Here is a 22,829-nt window from a genome sequence, read left to right on the forward strand (position 1 = left end):
GGCCCGAGTCGAACCCGGCCCGGAGCGGCCCGCAACGGGGACGCGTCCATTCGGGGGACCGGGCGGTGGGAGACGGCCTAGCGGGCCACGTACGTGCGTGCGGCGCGGTCGTGGAGGGTCCGGCGGCGCGGGCGGTCCGCGAGGGCCCACAGGGCCCCCGGGAGGCCCAGGAGGGCGTACACCAGCCAGCGGCGCAGCGCCGCGCCGAAGCGGGGCGGGCGGAGCGTGGCGGTGGCCAGGACCCGTACGCCGAGCAGCTTCTTGCCCGGGGTGCGGCCCCAACGGGCCGTGGGCAGGGCCTCGTAGAAGACGCCGAAGAGGAGGACGGCGCCCAGGACGAGGCCCAGCGAGCCCGCGGTGGTCCCGTCGAGCAGCCACACGGTGGTGGTCCGGCCGCCCGCCCGGGCGGCGTCCACCTTGGCCTGGAGGTGCGCGGTCGCCCCGGGCACGAGGGGCAGCGCCACCCCGGTCGCGACGGCGGCGTACACGAGGGAGTCCAGCAGCCGGGCCGTCGCGCGGCGCACGAGCCCGGCGGGGCGCACGGCCCGCTCCGCCATCCGCTCGAACACCGCGCGGCCGGTCCTCTCGGGACGCGGAGCCGGGGGCACGGCGGCCTCGGCCCGCTCCGCACGGTCCGCCGGCTCTACGGGGGACACCCGCCGGGCGGGCTCCGCCGGGACGGCCGGGGCCGGGCGCTCGGCGCGCCGCACGCGCTCCACCGGCTCCGGGTCCGGGCCGGGCGAACCCGGGGCGGCGGGCCACACGGGGGCGGGGGCGGGGGCCGCAGCCGGGGCATGGGCCGCCAGCGGGGAGGGCGCCGACAGGATGCCGAGGCCGCCCGGGGCGGCGGAGCCGGACACCTGCGCGGGCAGGGCGGCCGACACGGCGGCCGGGGCCGGGTGCCGAGACGCGGCCTGCGCGGAGCGGTGGGCCTGGGCGGCCTGGGGCGCTGCCTGGGATGAGCGGTGAGCCGGGGCCTGGGACTGGTCCTGCGCCGAGCGGTGAGCCGGTGCATGGGCCGGTGCCGGTGCATGGGCCTGGGCCTGGTGCGGCGTGGGGGCCGGGACCGGCGGGCGGGCCAGGGAGATTCCGCCGGGGCGGGCGGTGGCCTCCTCCTCGTGGCCCCAGGACACCCGGTGGTCGCGCGGCCCGCCGAACCCGGACTGGTGGAGCGGATCGGCCTGCCATTCCGCGGCCTCACCCCCTTGCCCCGACCCGCTCCCGAACCCGGACCCGGCCCCGGGCTCGGACGGCCCGGCCCCCGGCCAGGGCTCGAAGTCCGACCGCGAGGCGGACTCCGACCAGGACTCCACCTCGGACCGCGCGGCCGGAGCCGCCGCGGAGCCGGCGGGCTCCGGCCAGGACGCGGGAGCCGGGGCCGGTGCGGGGGCCGGTGCAGGGGCAGGGGCAGGCGCCGGCGCGGGGCGGGACTGCGGTCGGTGTTCCGGCTCGCGCAGCGCCTCGCTCACGCCCGTCTGGTCGAGGAACACGGGACCCGTCTCGTCGGCAGGGGCCGCAGGGCGGCTCGTACCGGGAACCCAGTTCAGTCCGTTCCAGAACCTGACGTACCCGGGGATGGACGGATCGGGGTAGTAGCCCTCGCGGGCCGCGTGCTCGCCGTCACCAGGGGAGGCCGTCAATGTCCCCAACTCCGATCGTGGCTTGAGGCTTCTTGCAGGGGTGGACCATAGCCAAGAACCGCCCCCCGACAGGTCCGGTAACGGGAGAATCCAAGCGATCGGGCGAACGCAGACGACCGCATACGAACGCAGACGCACACAGACGAATGCGGACGCACACAGAGGCACGCAGACGAGCACGGCCCCGTACGCAAGGTTTCGGTCAGCCGATTGATTTCGGCCAATCCTCGAAGTGCCTCGCGAAGTCGCGTCATACCCGGGCACTTCGGCGCTCTCTCCGGGTGTGGGCCGCCGGAAGGCCCCGCGCACCACCCGAACACGTACCCCGTACCGAAGTGAGGCCGCCATGCACCACCCCGTCGTCGAGCGCGAGCTGGAACTGAAGCTGGTCCTGTCCCCCGAGCGCAGCGTCCCCGTCCCCGCCCGCCTGCTGTACCTGGCGGACGACCCGTACGCCGTGCACATCACCTTCCACACCGGCTCCAGCACCCCGGTCAACTGGACCTTCGCCCGCGAGCTGCTGGTCGAGGGGGTGTTCCGTCCGTGCGGCCACGGCGACGTGCGGATCTGGCCCACGAAGGTCGGCCAGCAGGCCGTCCTGTGCATGGCGCTCAGCTCCCCCGACGGCGACGCCCTGCTGGAGGCGCCCGCCGTGTCGGTGTCGGCCTGGCTGGAGCGGACCCTGCGCATCGTGCCGCCCGGCACCGAGGCCGACCGGCTCGGCCTGGACGCGGCGCTGGCCGAGCTGCTCGCCCCGACGCCGGCCGACGAGCTGTGGATGCGCGACCCTTGGCCGTCGGACGAGTCGGCGGACGGGGAGCTGTGAGGGCCCGCGCACAGGGCCCCGTACGGGAACGGCCCCCGGTTCAGAAGAGCTTGCCGGGGTTGAGCAGTCCTTCCGGGTCGAAGGCGTGCTTGACGGCGCGCTGCATCTCCAGGCCGACCGGGCCGAGTTCGCGGGCGAGCCATTCCTTCTTCAGGACGCCGACCCCGTGCTCCCCCGTGATGGTCCCGCCCAGTTCGAGCCCCAGCGCCATGATCTCCTCGAAGGACGCGCGGGCCCGCCGGGTCTCGTCCTCGTCGGCGGGGTCGAAGCAGACGATGGGGTGGGTGTTCCCGTCGCCGGCGTGCGCGCAGACCCCGATGAGCAGGTCGTGCGTACGGGCGATGGCCGCGGTCCCGTCCAGCATCTCGGCGAGCCGGGTCCGCGGTACGCACACGTCGTCGATCATCGTCGCGGGCCGCAGGGCCTCCAGGGCGGGCAGGGCCATCCGGCGGGCCTGGAGGAGCAGTTCGGACTCCGCGGTGTCCTCGGCGAACACGACGGCGCTCGCCCCGGCGGCGGCGCACAGCTCGCCCACGGCGGCCAGGTCCTCGGTCGGGTGCGGGGTGTCGAAAGCGGCGATGAGCAGGGCCTCGGTGGTTTCGGGCAGGCCCATCTTGCCCAGCGCGTTGACGGCGCGGACGGTCGTACGGTCCATCAGCTCCAGCAGAGAGGGCGTCAGGCCGGCCTCCATGACGGCGCAGACGGCTGCGCAGGCGGCCGCGGCGGAGGGGAACTCGGCGGCGAGCGCGAGCTGGCGGGGCGGGGCCGGGCGCAGGGCGAGGACGGCCCGGACGACGACGCCGAGGCTGCCTTCGGAGCCGACGAACAGGCGGGTGAGGTCGTACCCCGCGACGCCCTTGGCGGTGCGCCGGCCGGTCTGCAAGAGCCTGCCGTCGGCGAGGACCACGTCGAGGCCGAGGACGTACTCGGCGGTGACCCCGTACTTGACGCAGCACAGACCGCCGGCGGCGGTGCCGATGTTCCCGCCGATGGTGCACTGCTCCCAGCTGGAGGGGTCCGGCGGGTAGTGCAGGCCGCGCTCGGCGACGGCGCGCGAGAGGACGGCGTTGACGACGCCCGGTTCGACGACGGCGATCCGGTCGACGGTGTCGATCTCCAGGATCCGGTCCATCTTCACGAGGGACAGCACGATGCAGCCGTCGGAGGCGTTGGCCCCGCCCGACAGACCGGTGCGGGCGCCCTGGGGGACCACGGGCACGCGCAGTGCGTGGGAGGTGCGCAGGACGTGCTGGACCTGTTCGACGGTCCGGGGCAGGACCACCGCGGCCGGGGTGCCGGCGGCGCAGAAGCTGGCCATGTCGGTGGCGTAGGAGGCGGTCACCTGGGGGTCGGTGAGCAGGGCCTCGGGCGGGAGTCCTTCGAGGAGCCGCTCGTGGAGCAGCGCGTGGAGTGCGCGCGCCCCGTCATCGGCCTCGGCAGCCTCGTCACGTTCGTCAGCATCGTCAACCATGGGGCCAGCGTGGCACCCGGGGCCATCGGTGTGAACACGCCCGCGACGTATCTCGGACATCTCGGCGAGCTCTTCATATTGACGCACAGTGACCCCATGGACCCTCTGCGCGACGCATCCGTCTCCCAGGAGAGGCAGCCGCAGGCTGCCCCGCCCGTGACCTTCACCGGCCGCAAGACACTCGTGGCGGCGGCGGCCCTGGTGGTCCTGATCGCCGGGGCCCTGCTGATCCGCCCGGCCCGCACGGGCGACGACGCGCGCCCGCCGGGGCCCAGCGAGCGGGCCCGCGCGGCGGTCGGCATGGGTGCGCCGGTGGCGGCGGTGGACCTGTCGGCGCTGGTCTCCGACCGGGAGAAGTGGGTCGCGGAGCACCCGCAGGACGAGGCCTCGTGGGCAGTGCTGGGCTCCGCGTACCTGGAGCAGGCGCGGCGGACGGCCGATCCCGCCTGGTACCCGAAGGCCGAGGGCGCGCTGAAGCGCTCGCTGGAGCTACGCCCGGCCGAGAAGGGCAACTTCGACGCGATGACGGGCATGGGCACGCTGGCCAACGCCCGCCGGGACTTCGGGACCGGGAAGAAGTGGGGCGAGCTGGTACGGGCGCAGGCGCCGAAGCGGTGGACGGCGTACCCGGTGCTCGTGGACGCGTACGGCGGGCTCGGGGACTACAAGGCGGCGGAGAAGGCGATGGAGCGCCTGGTCGACATGCGGCCGGGGCTGGCGGCCTTCACGAAGGCCTCGCAGGTGTACCGGGACCGGGGCTGGCGCGAGGACGCGGCCATGTCGATGGAGCACGCGGGGGGCGCGGCCAAGGCCCCGGCGGAGAAGGCGTACGTGCTGTTCCGGCTCGGGGAGCTGGCGTGGGAGCGCGGCGACGACGCGGAGGCGCTGAAGCAGTACGAGGCCGCGCTGCGGACCGATCCGGGCCAGGCGTCGGCGCTGGGCGGCCGGGCGCGGGTGCTGGCGGCGCTGGGCCGGGGCGGTGAGGCAGTACGGGACTACCGGCTGGCGCTGGGCCGCGCCTCGGTGCCGGCGCTGTCGCTGGAGCTGGGCGAGCTGCTGGAGTCGCTGGGCCGGGGCGACGAGGCGAAGGCGGTGTACGACGGGCTGCCGGCGCAGGCCGCCCGGAGCGGGGTGAACGAGGAGCTGCTCCTGGGCCGGTTCGAGGCGGACCACGGCGATCCGGCGGCGGCCGTTCGGCGCCTCACGGCGGAGTGGGCCCGGCACAAGAGCCTGCCGGTGGCGGACGCGCTGGGCTGGGCGCTGCACAAGACGGGTGACGACGCGGGGGCTCTGGAGTACGCGAAGAAGGCCACGGAGCAGGGCCTGCGGCTCGCGGAGTTCTCGTACCACCGGGCGGTGATCGAGCGGGGCCTGGGCGACGTGGCCGGAGCCCGGCGGCACCTGGAGGAGTCCCTGCGGACCAACCCGCGGTTCTCGCCCGTACGGGCGCCCCTGGCGAAGGAGGCCCTGGCGACGATCGGCAAGCCCCCGGCGGGCGGCCCGGAGAACATGCAGCCCACCAAGCCGTGGGTGGCCCCGGAACTCCCGAAGGCGAAGCCCGCCCCGAAGCCGAAGCCGAAGCCGTAGGCGCCGGGGCCCGCACCTCGGACGCCGGCCAAATCCAGCCCCGCCGGCGTTTGAGGCGCGGGGTCCGGGGCGGAGCCCCGGGAGCGGCGCCGCAGGGGCCCCGCAACCCGGCTGAAGCAACCCCCTAGAGGTTGCCCCGCTTCTCCTGCTCCCGCTCGATCGCCTCGAACAGGGCCTTGAAGTTGCCCTTGCCGAAGCCCATCGACCCGTGCCGCTCGATCATCTCGAAGAAGACCGTCGGGCGGTCCTGGACCGGCTTCGTGAAGATCTGCAGCAGGTAGCCGTCCTCGTCGCGGTCGACGAGGATCTTCAGCTCGCGCAGGGTCTCGACCGGCACCCGGGTCTCGCCGGCCCACTCGCCGAGCGTGTCGTAGTACGAGTCCGGGGTGTCCAGGAAGGTCACGCCCGCCGCCCGCATCGCCCGCACCGTGCGGACGATGTCGTTCGTCGCGAGCGCGATGTGCTGGACGCCGGCGCCGCCGTAGAACTCCAGGTACTCGTCGATCTGCGACTTCTTCTTCGCGATCGCCGGCTCGTTGATCGGGAACTTCACCTTCAGGGTGCCGTCCGCGACGACCTTCGACATCAGCGCCGAGTACTCGGTCGCGATGTCGTCGCCCACGAACTCCTTCATGTTCGTGAAGCCCATGACCTTGTTGTAGAAGGCCACCCACTCGTTCATCCGGCCGAGCTCGACGTTGCCCACGCAGTGGTCGATGGCCTGGAAGGTGCGCTTGGCCGGGGGCTCGACCATCGGGTCGACGGAGACGAAGCCGGGCAGGTAGGGGCCGGTGTAGTCGCCGCGCTCGACCAGGGTGTGCCGGGTCTGGCCGTAGGTGGCGATCGCCGCCAGCCGCACCGTGCCGTGCTCGTCGGTGAGCTCGTACGGCTCGTCCAGGCCGCGCGCGCCGTGCTCGACGGCGTAGGCGTAGGCCGCCTTGACGTCGGGGACCTCGATCGCCAGGTCGACGACGCCGTCGCCGTGGTCGGCGACGTGCTCGGCGAGGAAGCGGCCGCGGTCGGTGGAGGCCTTGATGACCGAGGTGAGGACGAACCGCGCGGCGCCGTTGGTCAGGACGTAGCTGGCCGTCTCGCGCGTGCCGTTCTCCGGTCCGGAGTAGGCGACGAGCTTCATGCCGAAGGCGGTCGAGTAGTAGTGCGCGGCCTGCTTGGCGTTGCCTACGGCGAAGACGACCGCGTCCATGCCCTTGACCGGGAAGGGATCGGCCTTGGCGGCGGTGGCGGGTGCGGCGTCGAGCGGCTGGGTCTCAGTCATGACGGCAGAGTCCCGCCGTTCCACAAGATGCGCAATAGTTTCCATTTCTGCTGTACAGACTGACCACTGTCAGCCCACCATGGCTGGGATATCTGTGCACTATGACCACCGACCGACCGCCCGGGAGGCACCCATGGGAATCGACGAACTCGACGGCCGGCTCATCGTCCTGCTCGCCCGCGAGCCCCGGATCGGGGTCCTGGAGGTCTCGCGCCGGCTCGGCGTGGCGCGCGGTACCGCGCAGGCCCGGCTGGACCGGCTTCAGTCGAACGGAGTCATCCGCGGGTTCGGTCCGCAGGTGGATCCGGCGGCCCTGGGGTACCCGGTGACGGCCTTCGCCACGCTGGAGATCAAACAGGGGCAAGGCGCGGACGTACGGGCCCACTTGGACGGGGTCCCGGAGGTGCTGGAGCTGCACACGACGACCGGGCACGGGGACATGCTGTGCCGGCTCGTGGCCCGCTCCAACGCGGATCTCCAGCGGGTGATCGACCGGGTTGTCGCGTTTGATGGCATTGTTCGGGCTTCAACGGCGATTGTCATGGAAAATCCCGTACCCTTGCGGATCATCCCTCTGGTCGAACAGGCGGCCGAGGACGACTGATCCGACCGACCCGCGGCAACGACGGATGAGGTGACGAGGCGTTGAGTTTCTGGGCCTACCTGTCCAACCGCCACCAGCAGCTGCTCACCGACGCCTTCCAGCACGCCAGCGCCGTCTTCCAGTGCATGGTGATCGCGACCGCCCTCGGCGTCGCCATCGGCGTCCTGACCTACCGCAGCGGCTGGGCCGGGAACCTCGCGGTCACCTCCACCTCCACGGTGCTGACCATCCCCTCCCTCGCCATGATCGGCCTGCTGATCCCGATCGTCGGCCTCGGCGTCGCGCCGACCGTGATCGCCCTGACGCTGTACGGGCTGCTGCCCATCGTCCGCAACTCCATCGTGGGACTGCGCGGGGTGGATCCCGCCCTGGTCGATGCCGCCAAGGGCATCGGGATGTCGCGCAGCGCCCAGCTGCTGAAGGTGGAGCTGCCGCTCGCCTGGCCGCCGATCCTGACCGGCATCCGGGTCTCCACGCAGATGCTGATGGGCATCGCGGCCATCGCCGCCTACGCCTCCGGGCCGGGCCTGGGCAACGAGATCTTCCGCGGGATCGCCTCGCTCGGCAGCGCCAACGCCATCAACCAGGTCCTGGCGGGGACGCTCGGCGTCGTCATCCTCGCCCTGCTCTTCGACGCCGCGTACGTCCTGCTCGGCCGTCTCACCATCCCGAGGGGAATCCGTGTCTGAGCCGACGTCCGCGCCGACGACGAGCCCGCAGTCGACGACGAGCCCGCAGCCGGAGGCGAGCCCGCAGCCGGCCGCCACCTCCGGCGCCACCATCCAGCTGGAGAACCTCACCAAGCGCTACCCCGGCAACCCCAACCCCTCCGTCGACGACGTCTCCATGGAGATCAAGGCGGGCGAGCTGGTGGTCTTCGTCGGCCCCTCCGGCTGCGGGAAGTCCACCACCCTCAAGATGATCAACCGGCTGATCGAGCCCACCTCCGGCCGGATCCGCATCGGCGACGAGGACGTCACCGACATGGACCCGGTCAAACTGCGCCGCAAGATCGGGTACGCGATCCAGTCCTCCGGGCTCTTCCCGCACATGACGGTCGCCGAGAACATCGCCCTGGTCCCGAAGATGACCGGCTGGTCCAAGTCCCGCGTCAAGGACCGGGTGGAGGAGATGCTCGACCTGGTCGGCCTGGACCCGCGCGAGTTCCACGGCCGCTACCCGCGCCAGCTCTCCGGCGGCCAGCAGCAGCGCGTGGGCGTGGCCCGGGCGCTCGCCGCCGACCCGCCCGTCCTGCTGATGGACGAGCCCTTCGGCGCCGTCGACCCCATCACCCGCGACCACCTCCAGGACGAGCTGATCCGGCTCCAGCACGAGCTGCACAAGACGATCGTCTTCGTCACCCACGACTTCGACGAGGCCATCAAGCTGGGCGACCGGATCGCCGTCCTGCGCGAACGCTCGCACATCGCGCAGTTCGACACCCCCGAGGCGATCCTCACCAACCCAGCCGACGACTTCGTCTCCGGCTTCGTCGGCGCCGGGGCGGCCCTCAAGCGGCTCAACCTCACCCGGGTGCGGGACGTGGAGATCGCCGAGTTCCCGACCGTGTCCGTGGACGACCCGCTCCAGCAGATCTTCAACACCCTGCGCGCCGGCCAGGGCAACGAGCTGCTGATGCTGGACCGGCGCGGCCGCCCGTACAAATGGCTGCGCCGCGGCGACCTGATGCGCGCCAAGGGCTCCCTCGCCCGGGCCGGCCAGCTCGTGCACGACACGGTGACCCGGGACGCGACCCTGCACGACGCCCTGGAGGCCGTGCTCACCGACAGCGGCGGCCGGGTGGCCGTCACCGGGCGGCGCGGCGAGTACATCGGCGTCGTGGACATGGAGACCCTGATGAACTCCGTGCACGAGATGCTGGAGGCCGACCGGCTGACGGCGGCCGAGCACGCGCACGATCTGGAGGAGCTGCGCCACCACCGCGTCGAGCGGGACCTGGAGGGGCTCCGGGACGGCTCTGAGGGCTCATGAGCCCGCGCAACCCGGTCTCCCCCGAACGCCCGCCCGGCGAGCACGAGCTGAAGGGCCACGTCTTCCGGGACCCGGAGGAGCCCGAGCCCGCCGCGGAGGTCATGGCCTCCACCGCGCCGCCCCGCCCCGGGCGCCGGCTCACCTGGGCCCGGCTGGTGACCCTGCCCATCGTGCTGGCGCTGGTGCTGCTGGCCACGTACCTGTGGATCACCAACGCCACCCTCGACACGATCGCCGAGAACTCCCTCGCCAACGGCAACGTGCAGCTCCGGCTGTGGCAGCACGTCCGGCTCACCGCGATCTCCACCTTCTGGGTGCTGATCATCGCGATCCCGCTCGGCATCGCCCTCACCCGCCGCGGCCTGCGCCGGGCGGCCCCGCTGGTCACCGCCGTCGCCAACATCGGCCAGGCCACCCCGGCCATCGGCCTGCTGGCCCTGCTGGTCATCTGGCTCGGCATCGGCCCCTCGACGGCGATCATCGGCATGGTCGCCTACGCCGTCCTGCCCGTGCTGTCCAACACCGTCGCCGGGCTGCGCGGGATCGACCCGCAGCTGGTGGAGGCCGCGCGCGGGATCGGGATGTCCTCCATGGGAACCCTGATGAAGGTGGAACTGCCGCTGGCCGTCCCGCTGATCCTGGCGGGCGTACGGACGGCCCTCGTCCTCAACGTCGGCACCGCGACCCTGGCCACCTTCGGCGGCGGCGGGGGCCTGGGCGACCTGATCACCTCCGGGATCCAGACCCAGCGGATGCCGGTGCTGGTGCTGGGCTCGGTGCTGACGGTGGCGCTGGCGCTGTTCGTGGACTGGCTGGCCTCCCTGGCCGAGACGGTCCTGACCCCGCGCGGGCTGGAGGCGTAGATGGGCAAGCTCGCGGTACGGACGGCCACGGCGGCCTGCGCGGCCCTGCTGCCCCTGCTCGCGCTCTCCGGCTGCGGGCTCAAGAGCGGGTCGCCGATGGTGGACGACGTGCTGCCGGGCTCGGTCGGACAGGGGCAGCCCCTCAAGGGCGCCTCGCTCACCGTCACCTCGAAGAACTTCAGCGAGAACATCGTGCTCGGCCAGATGATCGGCCTGATCTTCAAGGCGGCCGGCGCGGAGGTGCTGGACCGCACCAACCTGCCCGGGTCGATCAGCGCCCGCGAGGCGGTCAAACAGGGCGACGCGGACGCCATGTACGAGTACACGGGCACGGCGTGGATCACCTACCTCGGCAACGACGAGCCGATCACCGACCCGTACGAGCAGTGGAAGGCGGTGCGGGACGCGGACGTGAAGAACGGCGTGGCCTGGCTGCCGCCGTCCACGCTCAACAACACCTACACGCTGGCCATCAGCAAGAAGAACAACGCCAAGTACGGGCTGAAGACCATGTCGGACGTGGCGGCGCTGTCGCAGCGCGACCCCAAGGCGGTGACGGTCTGCGTGGAGAACGAGTTCGCCTCGCGGGAGGACGGGCTGCCGGGGATGGAGAAGGCGTACGGGATGAAGATCCCGGCGGGCAACGTCATGAAGATGGACGCCGGGATCATCTACACGCAGGTCTCGAAGTCCGATTCCTGCCTGCTGGGCGAGGCCTTCACCACGGACGGCCGGATCAAGGCCATGGATCTGGACACCCTCGCCGACGACCGGCACTTCTTCCCCAACTACAACGCGGCTCCGGAGCTGCACGCCAAGACCCTGGAGAAGTACCCGGCGATCGCCGGCCTCCTGGACCCCCTGTCGAAGCGGCTGACGACGGAGACGGCGCAGCGGCTCAACGCGCTGGTGGACGTGGAGGGCCGGGACCCGCACGACGTGGCGAAGGAGTGGCTGGTGGCGGAGGGGTTCATCAAGGAGGGCTGAGTCCGGGCGGGTTCCAAAGGAACGGATGCAAAGAAGTGGTTGCAAAGAAACCCTTGCAGAGACTTCTTTGCAACTCTACTGTTGAGGCATGCCCGAGAACGAGAAGCCTGCCGAACCCCAGCTCCGCAAGCTCGACGCCCACTCCCTGCGCGGTCTGGCCCACCCGCTGCGCATCCGCCTGCTGGGCGACCTGCGCCTGCACGGGCCGGCCACCGCCTCGCAACTGGCGGAGCGGCTCGGGGAGTCGAGCGGGGCCACCAGCTACCACCTGCGCCAGCTGGCCGCGTACGGGTTCGTCGAGGACGCCCCCGAGCACGGCAAGGGCCGTGAGCGCTGGTGGCGGCCCTCCCAGGACGGCACGATCTTCGACGAGGCGCTGGTCTACGACACCGACCCGGCCACGCGCGGTGCCGCGGAGGTCTTCCTCGCGGAGATCGTGAAGATCCACGAACAGGAGCTGTCCTCCTGGCTGGGCGAGGCGCACACCTGGTCGCTGGAGTGGCGCCGGAGTTCCGAGCTCAGCGACTTCTCCCTGCAGCTGACCCCCGAGCAGAGCCACGAGCTGGTCCTCAAGGTCCACGACCTGATCAACAGCTACCGCGACCTGCCGCCCTCCGAGGACACGGAGACGGTCCGCTTCCACACCCACGCGTTCCCGGTACGCACCAAGTAGCGCCACAAACCAGCGCCACCGAGCGGCGCCCCACACACCCCCTTTCGCAGAAGGAGTCCTGCCGTGCACGCCTTCAGCCATGCCCAGAACCACGCCGCGATCCACGCCACCCGCACCGCCGAGGCCGCCGCCTGGCGCCGTGCCCGCGAGGCCGCGCCCCGCCTCTGCCACCACCCCGCCTCCGCCCTGCGCAACCGGGCCGGCGAGGCCCTGATCGGCGCCGGCATCCGCCTGATGCAGCCCGCCCACATGCAAGCGCGCATCATCCGCAACACCCGCATCTCCCGCCCGCACGGCGGCATCGCGTGAGCCGTCGCCCCTTCACCGCCGTCCTGATCGCCAACACCATTTCGATAGCGGGGAGTTCGCTGACCCTCATCGGGGTCCCGTGGTTCGTGCTCCAGACCACGGGCAGCGCCGGCCGGGCCGGGATCGTCGCCTTCTGCGCCACCCTGCCCGTGGCGGTGTCCGCCCTCGTCGCGGGCCCGGTCATCGACCGGCTCGGCCGCCGCCGGGTCTCCGCCGTCTCCGACCTGATCTGCGGACTGTCCGTGGCCGCGATCCCGCTGCTGCACTACACCGGGCTGCTGGAGTTCTGGATGCTGTGCGCACTGATGGCCGTCGGCGGCCTCGTGCACACCCCCGGACTGACCGCGCGCTACGTCCTGCTCCCCCATCTCGCCGAGCACGCCGGCACCACCGTCGCCCGCGCCGCCAGCCTCTACGACGCCGTCTCGCGCGGAGCCCGCATGATCGGGGCCGCGCTGGCCGGCCTGCTGATCGCCACGATCGGCGCCGAGTCGGTCCTGCTCCTCGACGCGGCCACCTTCGGCGCCTCCGCGCTGCTGGTCACCGCGTTCCTGCGCGGGATACCGGCCGCCGAGCCGCAGCGCGCCGCCGGGAAGGTGTCGCTGACCGGGTACCGGGCCGAACTCGCCGAGGGCTGGCGCTTCATGACCCGGACGCGGCTGCTGCTCGGCATCACCGTGATGGTGATGATGACCAACGGCCTCGACCAGGGCTGGTCCTCGGTCCTGCTGCCCGTGCACGGCCGCGAGGCCCTCGGCGGAGCCACCGCGCTCGGCCTGATGATCGCCCTCTTCGGCGGGTTCGCACTGCTGGGTGCCCTGCTCTACGGAGCCTGGGGCGAGCGGTTCCCCCGTAGGGCCGTGTTCGCCGCGGCGTTCCTGCTGTGCGGGGCCCCGCGCTACGTGGTCGCCGCCTTCACCGACACCCCGCTGCCGCTCGCGGTGACGATGGCGCTGTCCGGGCTGGGCGCGGGCGTGCTCAACCCGATCCTGACCACGGTGACGCTGGAGAAGGTGCCCGACGCGCTGCGCAGCCGGGTCTCGGGCGTGACCCAGGCCGGCTGCGAGCTGACGATGCCGCTGGGCGGGCTGGCCGCCGGGCTGCTGATCGACGGGTTCGGGGTGACGCGGGCGCTGCTGGTGTTCGGCGGGATCTACTTCCTCGCGACGCTCTCGCCGCTGGTGTTCCCGTCCTGGCGCAGCATGGAGGCGGCGCCGGCTGCCCCCCTGCTCAGCAGGACGGAACCGGTTCGCCCTTCTTCTGCAGAGCCCGCAGCGCGTCAACCGCATCCGTCAGCGAAGTGACGGGGACCAGCCGGAGCCCCTCGGGGAGTTCGGACTTCGCGTCCGAGCACTCCGCCGCCGGTACGAGGAACACGGTCGCCCCGTCGCGCCGCGCGGCCTGAGTCTTCAGGGCCACCCCGCCGACCGCACCGACCTCGCCGGCCGCGGTGATGGTGCCCGTACCGGCGATGGTGCTGCCGCCGGTGAGATCGCCGCCGCTGCCGTTCCCGTCGAGCTTGTCGACGATGCCGAGGGAGAAGAGCAGTCCGGCGCTCGGACCGCCGACGTCGGCGAGGTTCAGCTCGACCTTCACGTCCTTCGGGTCCTTGTGGAGGAAGCCGAGGGCGGCCTCGGAGGCCGTCGACTGCGACTTGGTCATCTCCTCCAGGTTGTGCTCCTCGATCTCCTTGTCGCTTCCGCCCGACGGGTACACCGACTCCCTGGGCATGACCGCCCGGGAGGTGTCGAACCAGTCGCCGACCAGCTCGGGGAGGGTGACGGAGGTGGAGGGGCCGGTGGCCTGGATGGTGGTCATCCGCAGCTGGCCCGTGGTCTCGCGGGTGGGCGCCCCGGTGATGGCGATGACCTGCTTGCCGTCGCGGGAGCCGAGCACGTCGGCCGTGAGGCCCGGCTGCGCGATCACGAAGGGCAGCGGGGCGAAGGCCGCGACGGCGAACAGCGCAAGCACGGGCACGGCGCAGACGGCGAGGGCGGCGGGACGCGGCAGACGTGTGAGGCGAGAGAGCACCGGGCCAATCTAGCGCGGGTGCCCCCGAACGGGTCGAGCCGCGCCCCCGGCGGTAAGGGGGCGCGGCTCGGTGTCCGGATGTGCTGCGCGGCTCAGCGCAGGGCGTCGGCCACCTCACGGGCGGCGTCCACGACGCGCGGGCCGACCCGCTCGGGCACGGCGTCGGCCAGCATGACGACGCCCACGCTGCCCTCCAGCCCGGTGATGCCCACGAGGGGCGCCGCAGCGCCGCTGGCGCCCGCTTCGAGCTCCCCGTGGGTGAGCGTGTAGCCGGGCTCGATGAGCGTGCCCTGACGGGCGGCCAGGATGGCCCGGCCGGCTGCCCCGCGGTCCAGCGGATGGCGGAAGCCGGGCCGGTAGGCCACGTGGTAGTCGGTCCAGGTCGGCTCGACGACCGCCACGGCGAGCGCTTCGGTTCCGTCCACGAGGGTCAGGTGCGCGGTGGCGCCTATGTCCTCGGCGAGGGAGCGCAGCGCGGGCAGCGCGGCCTCGCGCACGAGCGGGTGCACCTGGCGGCCCAGGCGCAGCACCCCGAGCCCGACGCGGGCGCGGCCGCCGAGGTCACGGCGGACCAGGGCGTGCTGTTCGAGGGTGGCCAGGAGGCGGTAGACCACGGTGCGGTTCACACCGAGGCGGTTGGAGAGCTCGGTGACGGTCAGACCGTGGTCGGTGTCGGCGAGCAGTTTGAGAACTCGGAGTCCTCGGTCGAGAGTCTGGGAGGTTTCCGCGGTCACGACGCCTCTCCCTCTTTCGGTGGGCGGCGGTGACTCTCTGGGGATAGCGCCGCCGGTCCCTCGGCGACGCACGGAGAGGCCGCCGGTAGCGGCCATGGCACCGGCTGCGCTCCCGCAGCGGCGCTGCCACGGGGCGTTCGATGCGGGGACACTAGCGAGCGGGTCCGCTCAGCGGAAGGGCTCGTCCAGAATCCGGGCGCCTACTGCCCTTTTATGCCGGTTGAAAACGCGCATCGCCGCCAATTCGTGACCTTCGGCCCCTGGCCTCGGCCCGCGCCCCCGAGCTGCCCCGCAGGGCCTGCGACCACGGGTGCGGCACCACCGCCACGACGCCCCGGGCGGGCGGAGACCGTACAAATCTCCCCCCGCCCTCCGCGCCGTATTCCGTAGGAAATCACCGCATCCGGGTGGCCCACTCCTGGACCTTCTTGATCCGCTCGCGCAGCTGTCCCGCCGTGGCTTCCGCGCTCGGCGGTCCGCCGCACACGCGGCGCAGTTCGGTGTGGAGCACCCCGTGCGGCTTGCCGCTCTGGTGGACGTACGCACCGACCATCGTGTTCAGCGACTTCCGCAGCTCCAGCAGTTCCTTGTGGGAGACCACGGGGCGCCGGTCGGCCGGCAGCTCCAGCAGGTCCGCCTCCGAGTCGGGCTTGCGCTTGCTGTGCGCGATCTGCCGCGACTGCCGCTTCTGGAGCAGCATCTGCACCTGGTCGGGCTCCAGCAGCCCGGGGATGCCGAGGTAGTCCTGCTCCTCCTCGCTCCCCGGATGCGCCTGCATGCCGAACTCGGCGCCGTCGTACAGCACCCGGTCGAAGACGGCGTCGGACTCCAGTGCCTCGAAGGACATCTGCTCCTCGTCGCCGGTGTCCTCGTCCTCCTGCTTGTTCGCCTCCTCCATCTCCTTCTCGGAGTCGGCGTACGGGTCTTCCTCGCCCTGCTTCTTCGGCTTGTCGAGGACGTGGTCGCGCTCGACTTCCATCTCGTTGGCGAAGCCCAGCAGGTAGGGAATGGTCGGCAGGAACACCGAGGCCGTCTCGCCGCGCCGGCGCGAGCGCACGAAACGCCCGACGGCCTGCGCGAAGAACAGCGGGGTCGAGATGGTGGTGGCGTACACGCCGACCGCCAGTCTCGGGACGTCGACGCCCTCGGACACCATGCGGACGGCGACCATCCACCGGTCGTTGCTCGCGGCGAACTCGTCGATCCGCTTCGAGGCGCCGGTGTCGTCGGACAGTACGACGGTGGCCTTGGTCCCGGTGATCTCCCGGATCAGCTTGGCGTAGGCGCGCGCGGAGTCCTGGTCGGCGGCGATGACCAGCCCGCCCGCGTCCGGGATGCCCTTCCTGACCTCGGTCAGCCGCTGGTCGGCGGCGCGCAGCACGTTCGGCATCCAGTCGCCGCGCGCGTCGAGGGCCGTACGCCAGGCCTGCGAGATGGCGTCCTTGGTCATCGGCTCGCCGAGGCGCGCGGCGATCTCGTCGCCCGCCTTGGTGCGCCAGCGCATGTTGCCGCTGTAGGAGAGGAAGATGACGGGCCGCACGACCCCGTCGCCAAGGGCGTTCCCATAGCCGTACGTGTAGTCGGCGGAGGACCGCCGGATCCCGTCGTTCCCCTCCTCATAGGCCACGAAAGGAATGGGATTCGTATCGGACCGGAAGGGCGTACCGGTGAGGGCGAGCCGCCGGGTCGCCGGGTCGAAGGCCTCCAGACAGGCCTCGCCCCACGACTTCGAGTCACCAGCGTGGTGGATCTCGTCGAGGATCACGAGGGTCTTGCGCTGCTCGCACCGGTTGCGGTGCAGCATCGGGCGCACGCCCACACCCGCGTACGTGACGGCGACCCCGTGGTAGTCCTTGCTGAGCGGGCCGGCGGAGTAGTCCGGGTCCAGCCGGATCCCTATCCGGGCGGCGGCTTCCGCCCACTGCTTCTTCAGGTGCTCGGTGGGCGCGACGACGGTCACCTGCTGCACCACGTGGTGGTGCAGCAGCCAGGACGCGAGCGTCAGCGCGAAGGTGGTCTTTCCGGCGCCGGGGGTCGCGACGGCGAGGAAGTCGCGCGGCTGGGTCTCCAGGTACCGGTCCAGCGCACCCTGCTGCCAAGCTCGCAGGGCGCTGGCGGTACCCCACGGCGCGCGGCCGGGGAAGGCGGGTGAGAGGTGGTGGGAGGCGGTAGTAGTCACGGTCTCCGGTTCGGGCTCTCGGCGGCGTATCCGTTCCGGGCGTGCATTCCGGGCATCGGTACGGCCAGCGGTACGGGCAGTCGTACGTAGGACAACCGGGCCACCTTACCGGCCCGGGCCCGCCCCTCGCGGAGGGACAGGCCCGTGACCTCGGCGCGTGCGGCGAGCGTCACATTCGCGGGTTCAGCGCGCGCAGCCGCTCCGCGATCCGCCCGATGTCCTCCTCGTCGCCCGACGCCACGTCGATGACCAGGCCGTACGCGGCGTCCTCGTCGGCATCACCGAGATCGACCCCGTTGAGGGCGAGGAAGGTGGCGGCGGCGAGCCAGGCGGTGCGCTTGTTCCCGTCGACGAGGGGGTGGTTCGTCGCGATCCCGTGCAGCAGGGCGGCCGCCTGCTCGAAGGTGTCCTCGTACGCCGAAGTCCCGAACATCCGAGCCCGCGGCCGGTGCACGGCCGACTCCAGCAGCCCGGGGGCACGCAGCTCGACGGCCTGATCCTGGGCGAGACAGGCATGCTGCGCGAGATCGAGGACCTCCCGGAGGGTGAGGTGCCGCACCCTGTTCCCGGCGCTCATTCCCCGAGCCTCCTCAGCAGCCCGGCATGCCGCCCGGCCAGCCGCAGGGCCTCGCCCCCGGCCCGCTCCCGCTCCCCCCGCACCCAGCCCCGCACGGCGGCCAGCACGGCCTCTTCGACGCTCTGCCCGGTGGCATCGGCCAGATCGGCCAGCTCCGCCCGCTCGGCGTCGGGCATGTCGATGATCAGCTCACTCATCCCCGGATGCTAGCCAGCCCCACCGCGGTCATGCGCCCGGTTTACGGCGCCGGTCCCGACCCCGCCGCCCCACACGCGGGGGCTCCGGGGGCCGGCCCCCGGCAACGGCGCCGCGCCCCACCCACATGCCTCAGCCCCGCCGGGGCTCCGCATCCAGCCGGGTGGCGACCCACGCCCCCACCAGCGCCACGCAGGCCATCGGCAGGAACACCACGACGAACGCACCGGGGTGCGAAGCCCCGGCCCCCTCCGCCACGGAGTGCGCCGCACCCACCGCTCCCCCGCCCAGCGCGGCGAACGCCGCCCCGCCCGCCGCCAGCAGCACCACGTTCGCCAGCGCGTCCGAGATCTGCAGCGAGGCGGAGTTCGCCCCCGCTTCCTCCGGCGCCGACAGCTTCAGCAGCAGCACGCTCGTGGAGCCGATGACGAGCCCCATCCCCAGGCACCCCAGCGCCCACACCAGCGCCAGCGTCCACACCGGCACCCACTCCACGAGCACCGCCGGCGCCCCGGCGATCGACGCCGCGACCATGATCATGCCCAGCACCATCAGCCGTTCCCGGTACGGCGCCACCCGCCCCTGCGACTGCACCCACGAGCCCGCCGCCCAGGTCACGCCGCCCAGGGCGAGCGAGAACCCGGCCATGGTCGGGCTCAGCCCCCGCTGGGTGACGAGCATCAGCGGTACGAAGCTCTCCGCCGCGATGAACGACCCCGCAGCCACGCCCCGCAGCAGCACCACCGACGGCAGCCCGCGCCGCGCCAGGTAGGTCCCGCGCGGCAGCAGCCCCAGGACGGCGGGCACCAGCAGGGCGGCCCCCACGAGCCCCGGCAGCAACGACAGCCACTTCAGATCCTGCGCGGCGTACTGCAGCAGCCCCGCACCGACCGAGATCCCCAGCGCCAGCCGGATCCGCCGCCGGTCGAACGCCACGGGCGGAGCCTCGGGGTCCACCGGCCCGGAGGCGTTGCGCCGTATCGCGGGCAGCGCCACCGCGAGCGGTACGAAGACCAGCGCGGGTATCCCGAGGAAGACCCAGCGCCACCCGAGGTGCTCGGTCACGGTCCCCGCCGCCAACGGCCCGACGATCGAGGGCACGACCCAGCTCGCAGCGAAGGCCGCCATGATCGCGGGGCGCAGCTGCTCCTCGTAGGCCCGGCTGACGACCACGTAGAGCGCGACGATGACCAGCCCGCCCCCGAACCCCTGCACGGCCCGCCCGAGCACGAACATCCACATCGCCCCGGCGGTCCCGGAACACACCAGCCCGGCGGCGAAGGACCCGATCCCCACGGTCAGCGGCCTGAGCGGCCCCTGCCGGTCGGCCCACTGCCCGGAGAGCACCATCCCGAAGAGGCTGGTCGTGAAGTAGGCGGAGAAGGCGAAGGCGTAGAGCGCGATCCCGTCCAGCTCCCGGGCCGCCACGGGCATCGCGGTCCCGACGGCGGTCGCCTCGAAGGCGATCAGAAAAATGACGGAGATGATCCCGATGCTGAGCGTCCGGTACGCGGGCCCGAAGATCCCGCCCTTCGGGTGGTCGGGTATCGGTTCGGCCGGTGCAGCAGCTCGCTGGGGGAGGACGCTCATCGCCCCAGAGTAAGGCTCGTACCGCTCTTTCGACCCTGTCATTCCGACCGATCCCGCCCCCTCCCCCAGCCCTAGGCCAAAGGTCCCGCCCACCCGCTCCCCACCCGCTCCCCGCCCCCTCTGTGAACGCGGCATGGCAGTCACATTGCACGCCCCGCGTATCCCTTCCCCACCCTCCCGCGCCCTCGTACGGTCATACACATCACCACCACCCAGCCGTGTGCCCGAGTGGTTGAGGGACTCGCCTGCAAAGCGAGTTACGCCGGTTCGATTCCGGTCACGGCTTCCATGACGAAGGCCGCTCAGGATGTTCCTGAGCGGCCTTCGTCCTGTCGTGCCCGGATCAGCCCGCGGGCAGTGCCGTGACCTGCTCGGGCAGCCCGCCGCCGGACCGGCAGCCCAGTTCCTTGGCCAGGGCGCGGGAAGCCGAGTGCGCGATGAGGAGGTAGTCGGCACCGAGCTCGGGGTTCCTGGATCCGCGTTCCCACTGGTCCTCGAAGGTGGTGGTGACCCTCAGGGTGCCGACGGCCCCGACTCGGGGGCTCTCGCAGTCGAAGGAGATCGCTCGCGCGTTGTCCCTGCTCGTCACCCGGACGCCCTTGCCCCGCTCGCCGCCGGGCCCCGGCCGCAGCCGGATCTCCGCGACGCGGCTGCCCGTTCCGACCTGGCCCGTCGCCAGACAGACCGGTACGGGCCCCAGATTCTCCACGGCCTTCACCATGGCGGCGGCACCGACTGCCTGGGCATCGTCGAAGACCAGGTGATCGGACTGGAGCACCCGGACCAACGCCTCTCCGGCCGCCGCGTCGAGCATCCCGGAGCAAGCCGATTCCGTCGCCACGCTGGGGGCCTTCACCGAAGGCTTCTTCGCCTCGGTTTCCCCACCACACCCCGCGATCAGGACTGCGCTCGCCACGAGCACGCACATCCGTGCCGTTCGCATCCTCGCCGACATCACTTCTCGCCCTTCTTCGAACCGGCACCGCCGGCTGTCGCATCGTTCACGATGTCCCGGCCGCCGACGCCACCTGGCTACGGCCGGCCGAGTGACCGTTGGTGGTCTCCCGGGATGCGGCTCCGGCCAGTACGCCGATGTCCGTCTGCGGCATGCCCGTACCGGATGCCGCATTGATCACCGCACTCCTCGCGGCCTCACTCGCCCTCGTCTGAGCGTCGGCGTACATTCTGGACACGTCCTTCTCCGTGTCACCCGTCAACTTCTCCGCGTCCTCCTTGGCCTTGTCGACGAAGTGGGCGGTGACGTCCTCCTGCACCCACTCGACCACGTCACCGGCCAGGGGGACCAGTTCGATGTACTTGGCACCCGCCGCAGTGATGCCCCGGTTGATCCACTTGGCGTTGTCCTCGACTCCCTGGACGTACTCCTCCGCCTTGTGTGCCGCTTCGGAATGCATGTTCCGGGCCCTGGCCTCGGTGAGCATCCCCGCGATCTCCCCACCCGGGTGAACGGCGTTGCCGATCGCCGCGTCCACGAGGCCGTTCTCGCCCCGGTGCACGATGAGGTCGCTGACGAGGACCCCGGTGAAGGCCTGATTGGCGTTGATGATCGCCCCGTACGCTTCCGGATCCTGGCCGACCGCGCCCAGAAAGCGCGCCGTGTCGGACTTGTTCAACTCGGCCATCGTTCCGGAGACCTTGATCTGGCCACCGCCATTCTCAGCGGATGCCTGCAGGTCGGGGACGTATTCCGCAGCCATCTGCCCGAAGCTGCCGGCCAAACCCTCCAGCGGAGCACCGCTCGTGCCGCCCGGAGGCTTCGCGACCAGATCCGGGTCATCACTGATCTTCGCGACGACGCGCTCCATTACGTCCACCATCCCCGCGGTGTGCGGTACGGGCTTCGCGTCCTCGTCGCCCGCCGCGCGGCCCGACACCGCCGCTTCCAGGGCGCCGCCGAGCGCCTCCTGCGCCGCGTGGGGGTCACCGGCCCTCGCCATGTCGAAGCCGTCCGCGTACGGCTTCTTGTCGAGCATGTAGTCGACCATGCCCTGGTCCTTGCCGTGCTGACCGCCGACCGGCTTGTCGTCCTTGGTGACGATGCCGTCGCCGTTCGAGTCCTCGCGGACCGGCTCGTTGAAGAAGGCGGTCGCCGCGTCCGGGTTGTTGCCCAGCGCCTCCATCAGACCCGTCAGCGGGTAGAAGCCCCGGCCGCCGCCCTCGCCCTGGTTGAGGACCGAGTCCAGGCCGTACGGGGTGTGCTGCTCCCAGGCCTTCGGATCCTTGCGGTCCATCGCGACCATGTCGCGGCCGACCGAGGTCAGGAACTCCTTGTCATACGCGCCGACGCGGATCAGCGCACCGAGCGCCTGATAGCCGTAGATCGTCGTCACACCGCCGGTGACCTGCATTTCCTTGCGGCCGGCCTTCATCAGCTGGGTCGTCCACGCGGCGTCGAGGTGGTTCGGGACGTCCTTGTGGGTCGCCAGGCCGAGCATCGCGCCCATGTCGCTCTGGATGCTCGCGACCATGAGCGCACGGTCCGCACCGGCCGGGCCGAGGCCCGTGGCGTCCAGGGACATCCTGGCGTACGTCTCCAGCGTGCCCTCGGGCCCGACCTTCCGGTAGAAGCCCGTCGCGAACTCCGGGTCCTCGCGGTTGTCGTCGAGCAGATCCTCCAGCTCGCGCAGCGCCTCGGGGTTACGGGCCGTGCCCCCGTCGCCGGTGACCTTCTTCATCAGGTCGGCAGCCCGGTCGACTTGTTCGGCATCGAGGGTTTCGTACTTCGGCGCGGTGAAGTTGTTGTCGTCCGTGACATTGGCCTGCAGCGCGCGCACGAGGGAGTCGTCCGCGTCCTGGGCGTCCTCCACGGCCCGGTTGACCCGGTCCTGCCACAGGCCCCGGTTCCTGCGGAGGGCCTCCTGATAGTCCGGGTCGTGCTGGGCGGCGTAACGATCCTGCGGGTCGGCAAGCGGTATGGCCGACACCCGCCCGGTGTCGTCTATGCGGAACCCGGCAGCCGGGGCGTCCGCGACCAGCTTGTTGATCTGCTCCCGGACCGCCTTGAGGGTGGCGTGCCCGTCGGTGAGCAGGAGATGGATGCCCTTGGCCTCCCGGGCCGCGTCGTCGAACTCCTTGGCCGTCTTGTCGACGAGGGAGCGGGCAACGCCCGCGGTGACGCCGCTCCACTGGGCCTTGTCCGACGCGGCCTTCATCCCGCTACGAGCCGACTCCGCCAGCTCGTCCAACTTCCTGACCATCTCGGCCCAGTCGGTGATCGCGGTCTGGAGCGGGCCCAGGGGCGCGTCCATCACGTTCTCGTACGTCAGCACGTGCC

The 22,829-nt window shown here is 71.9% G+C and carries 22 protein-coding genes and 1 tRNA gene; 11 read left to right on the forward strand and 12 right to left on the reverse strand.

Annotated features, from left to right (window positions below; genetic code table 11):
* Positions 1-77 precede the first annotated feature (77 nt).
* The gene (locus tag ACFRU2_RS26095; protein WP_382976267.1) at positions 78-1,640 is read right to left on the reverse strand and encodes an RDD family protein; all 1,563 of its coding nucleotides are present in this window, start codon (positions 1,638-1,640) and stop codon (positions 78-80) included.
* 346 nt (positions 1,641-1,986) lie between these two features.
* Between ACFRU2_RS26095 and ACFRU2_RS26100 the strand changes: the two genes are divergently transcribed.
* Positions 1,987-2,466, forward strand: coding sequence for an SsgA family sporulation/cell division regulator (locus tag ACFRU2_RS26100; RefSeq protein ID WP_382976269.1), 480 nt, complete (start codon positions 1,987-1,989; stop codon positions 2,464-2,466).
* Positions 2,467-2,506: 40 nt separating this feature from the next.
* Here ACFRU2_RS26100 and ACFRU2_RS26105 read toward each other — a convergent pair whose 3' ends face one another.
* Entirely contained in the window at positions 2,507-3,937 is a 1,431-nt protein-coding gene (locus ACFRU2_RS26105) for an FAD-binding oxidoreductase (protein WP_382976271.1), read from the reverse strand.
* 96 nt (positions 3,938-4,033) lie between these two features.
* Here ACFRU2_RS26105 and ACFRU2_RS26110 point away from each other — a divergent pair, with 96 nt between their 5' ends.
* Entirely contained in the window at positions 4,034-5,524 is a 1,491-nt protein-coding gene (locus ACFRU2_RS26110; RefSeq protein ID WP_382976273.1) for a tetratricopeptide repeat protein, read from the forward strand.
* 124 nt (positions 5,525-5,648) lie between these two features.
* On the opposite strand, the gene hppD is transcribed toward ACFRU2_RS26110, so the two are convergent.
* Positions 5,649-6,800, reverse strand: coding sequence for a 4-hydroxyphenylpyruvate dioxygenase (gene hppD / locus ACFRU2_RS26115; protein ID WP_382976275.1), 1,152 nt, complete (start codon positions 6,798-6,800; stop codon positions 5,649-5,651).
* A gap of 133 nt (positions 6,801-6,933) precedes the next feature.
* Between hppD and ACFRU2_RS26120 the strand changes: the two genes are divergently transcribed.
* The 8 genes from ACFRU2_RS26120 to ACFRU2_RS26155 all read left to right on the forward strand — a co-directional run bounded on the left by ACFRU2_RS26120 (position 6,934) and on the right by ACFRU2_RS26155 (position 13,532).
* Positions 6,934-7,404 (forward strand): Lrp/AsnC family transcriptional regulator, encoded by a 471-nt coding sequence (locus ACFRU2_RS26120; RefSeq protein WP_112448141.1) that lies wholly within the window; start codon positions 6,934-6,936, stop codon positions 7,402-7,404.
* 41 nt (positions 7,405-7,445) lie between these two features.
* Positions 7,446-8,093 carry an ABC transporter permease gene (locus ACFRU2_RS26125; RefSeq protein ID WP_250741110.1) on the forward strand — a complete coding sequence of 216 codons (648 nt, stop codon included), beginning with the start codon at positions 7,446-7,448 and terminating at the stop codon, positions 8,091-8,093.
* Between the two features lie 91 nt (positions 8,094-8,184).
* The gene (locus tag ACFRU2_RS26130; RefSeq protein WP_382976370.1) at positions 8,185-9,396 is read left to right on the forward strand and encodes a betaine/proline/choline family ABC transporter ATP-binding protein; all 1,212 of its coding nucleotides are present in this window, start codon (positions 8,185-8,187) and stop codon (positions 9,394-9,396) included.
* A complete protein-coding gene (locus ACFRU2_RS26135; RefSeq protein WP_382976278.1) occupies positions 9,393-10,259 on the forward strand; it encodes an ABC transporter permease in 867 nt (288 codons plus the stop codon). The genes ACFRU2_RS26130 and ACFRU2_RS26135 overlap by 4 nt, the downstream gene beginning before the upstream one ends.
* On the forward strand, positions 10,260-11,246 hold the full coding sequence (locus ACFRU2_RS26140; RefSeq protein WP_382976280.1) for a glycine betaine ABC transporter substrate-binding protein: 987 nt from the start codon (positions 10,260-10,262) through the stop codon (positions 11,244-11,246).
* Positions 11,247-11,334: 88 nt separating this feature from the next.
* Entirely contained in the window at positions 11,335-11,919 is a 585-nt protein-coding gene (locus ACFRU2_RS26145; protein ID WP_382976282.1) for an ArsR/SmtB family transcription factor, read from the forward strand.
* A 63-nt stretch (positions 11,920-11,982) separates the two neighbouring features.
* Complete coding sequence (locus ACFRU2_RS26150) at positions 11,983-12,228, forward strand: hypothetical protein (protein WP_382976284.1); 246 nt, start codon at positions 11,983-11,985, stop codon at positions 12,226-12,228.
* Positions 12,225-13,532 (forward strand): MFS transporter, encoded by a 1,308-nt coding sequence (locus ACFRU2_RS26155; RefSeq protein ID WP_382976286.1) that lies wholly within the window; start codon positions 12,225-12,227, stop codon positions 13,530-13,532. Before ACFRU2_RS26150 ends, ACFRU2_RS26155 begins: the two co-directional genes overlap by 4 nt.
* Here ACFRU2_RS26155 and ACFRU2_RS26160 read toward each other — a convergent pair.
* The 7 genes from ACFRU2_RS26160 to ACFRU2_RS26190 all read right to left on the reverse strand — a co-directional run bounded on the left by ACFRU2_RS26160 (position 13,459) and on the right by ACFRU2_RS26190 (position 19,534).
* Positions 13,459-14,259 (reverse strand): S16 family serine protease, encoded by an 801-nt coding sequence (locus ACFRU2_RS26160; protein WP_382976288.1) that lies wholly within the window; start codon positions 14,257-14,259, stop codon positions 13,459-13,461. The genes ACFRU2_RS26155 and ACFRU2_RS26160 overlap by 74 nt on opposite strands.
* A 92-nt stretch (positions 14,260-14,351) precedes the next feature.
* A complete protein-coding gene (locus ACFRU2_RS26165; protein ID WP_054222485.1) occupies positions 14,352-14,993 on the reverse strand; it encodes an IclR family transcriptional regulator in 642 nt (213 codons plus the stop codon).
* 394 nt (positions 14,994-15,387) lie between these two features.
* Positions 15,388-17,172: a DEAD/DEAH box helicase gene (locus tag ACFRU2_RS26170; protein ID WP_266957779.1), complete on the reverse strand. Its 1,785-nt coding sequence runs from the start codon at positions 17,170-17,172 to the stop codon at positions 15,388-15,390.
* A complete protein-coding gene (locus ACFRU2_RS26175) occupies positions 17,169-17,345 on the reverse strand; it encodes a hypothetical protein (RefSeq protein WP_266957777.1) in 177 nt (58 codons plus the stop codon). Before ACFRU2_RS26175 ends, ACFRU2_RS26170 begins: the two co-directional genes overlap by 4 nt.
* Complete coding sequence (locus ACFRU2_RS26180) at positions 17,342-17,749, reverse strand: type II toxin-antitoxin system death-on-curing family toxin (protein ID WP_382976291.1); 408 nt, start codon at positions 17,747-17,749, stop codon at positions 17,342-17,344. The genes ACFRU2_RS26175 and ACFRU2_RS26180 overlap by 4 nt, the downstream gene beginning before the upstream one ends.
* Positions 17,746-17,946: a hypothetical protein gene (locus ACFRU2_RS26185; RefSeq protein ID WP_382976293.1), complete on the reverse strand. Its 201-nt coding sequence runs from the start codon at positions 17,944-17,946 to the stop codon at positions 17,746-17,748. The genes ACFRU2_RS26180 and ACFRU2_RS26185 overlap by 4 nt, the downstream gene beginning before the upstream one ends.
* 130 nt (positions 17,947-18,076) lie before the next feature.
* Entirely contained in the window at positions 18,077-19,534 is a 1,458-nt protein-coding gene (locus ACFRU2_RS26190) for an MFS transporter (protein ID WP_382976295.1), read from the reverse strand.
* 214 nt (positions 19,535-19,748) lie between these two features.
* Here ACFRU2_RS26190 and ACFRU2_RS26195 point away from each other — a divergent pair.
* A tRNA-Cys gene (locus ACFRU2_RS26195) sits at positions 19,749-19,823 on the forward strand.
* A 54-nt stretch (positions 19,824-19,877) separates the two neighbouring features.
* Here the strand turns inward: ACFRU2_RS26195 and ACFRU2_RS26200 are convergent.
* Together ACFRU2_RS26200 and ACFRU2_RS26205 are read right to left on the reverse strand one after the other, a co-directional pair.
* The gene (locus ACFRU2_RS26200) at positions 19,878-20,390 is read right to left on the reverse strand and encodes a hypothetical protein (protein WP_382976297.1); all 513 of its coding nucleotides are present in this window, start codon (positions 20,388-20,390) and stop codon (positions 19,878-19,880) included.
* Positions 20,391-20,535: 145 nt separating this feature from the next.
* A complete protein-coding gene (locus tag ACFRU2_RS26205) occupies positions 20,536-22,824 on the reverse strand; it encodes a hypothetical protein (protein WP_382976299.1) in 2,289 nt (762 codons plus the stop codon).
* Positions 22,825-22,829 lie beyond the last annotated feature (5 nt).

The organism is Streptomyces sp. NPDC056883 (assembly GCF_042788835.1).
GTDB classification, from domain to species: domain Bacteria; phylum Actinomycetota; class Actinomycetes; order Streptomycetales; family Streptomycetaceae; genus Streptomyces; species Streptomyces stoeckheimensis.

Coding starts and splice junctions, on each gene's coding strand:
- ACFRU2_RS26105 (WP_382976271.1), bottom strand. CDS start 3,937: ATGGTTGACGATGCTGACGAACGTGACGAGGCTGCCGAGGCCGATGAC.
- ACFRU2_RS26100 (WP_382976269.1), top strand. CDS start 1,987: ATGCACCACCCCGTCGTCGAGCGCGAGCTGGAACTGAAGCTGGTCCTG.
- hppD (WP_382976275.1), bottom strand. CDS start 6,800: ATGACTGAGACCCAGCCGCTCGACGCCGCACCCGCCACCGCCGCCAAG.
- ACFRU2_RS26145 (WP_382976282.1), top strand. CDS start 11,335: ATGCCCGAGAACGAGAAGCCTGCCGAACCCCAGCTCCGCAAGCTCGAC.
- ACFRU2_RS26185 (WP_382976293.1), bottom strand. CDS start 17,946: ATGAGTGAGCTGATCATCGACATGCCCGACGCCGAGCGGGCGGAGCTG.
- ACFRU2_RS26135 (WP_382976278.1), top strand. CDS start 9,393: ATGAGCCCGCGCAACCCGGTCTCCCCCGAACGCCCGCCCGGCGAGCAC.
- ACFRU2_RS26110 (WP_382976273.1), top strand. CDS start 4,034: ATGGACCCTCTGCGCGACGCATCCGTCTCCCAGGAGAGGCAGCCGCAG.
- ACFRU2_RS26180 (WP_382976291.1), bottom strand. CDS start 17,749: ATGAGCGCCGGGAACAGGGTGCGGCACCTCACCCTCCGGGAGGTCCTC.
- ACFRU2_RS26190 (WP_382976295.1), bottom strand. CDS start 19,534: ATGAGCGTCCTCCCCCAGCGAGCTGCTGCACCGGCCGAACCGATACCC.
- ACFRU2_RS26120 (WP_112448141.1), top strand. CDS start 6,934: ATGGGAATCGACGAACTCGACGGCCGGCTCATCGTCCTGCTCGCCCGC.
- ACFRU2_RS26140 (WP_382976280.1), top strand. CDS start 10,260: ATGGGCAAGCTCGCGGTACGGACGGCCACGGCGGCCTGCGCGGCCCTG.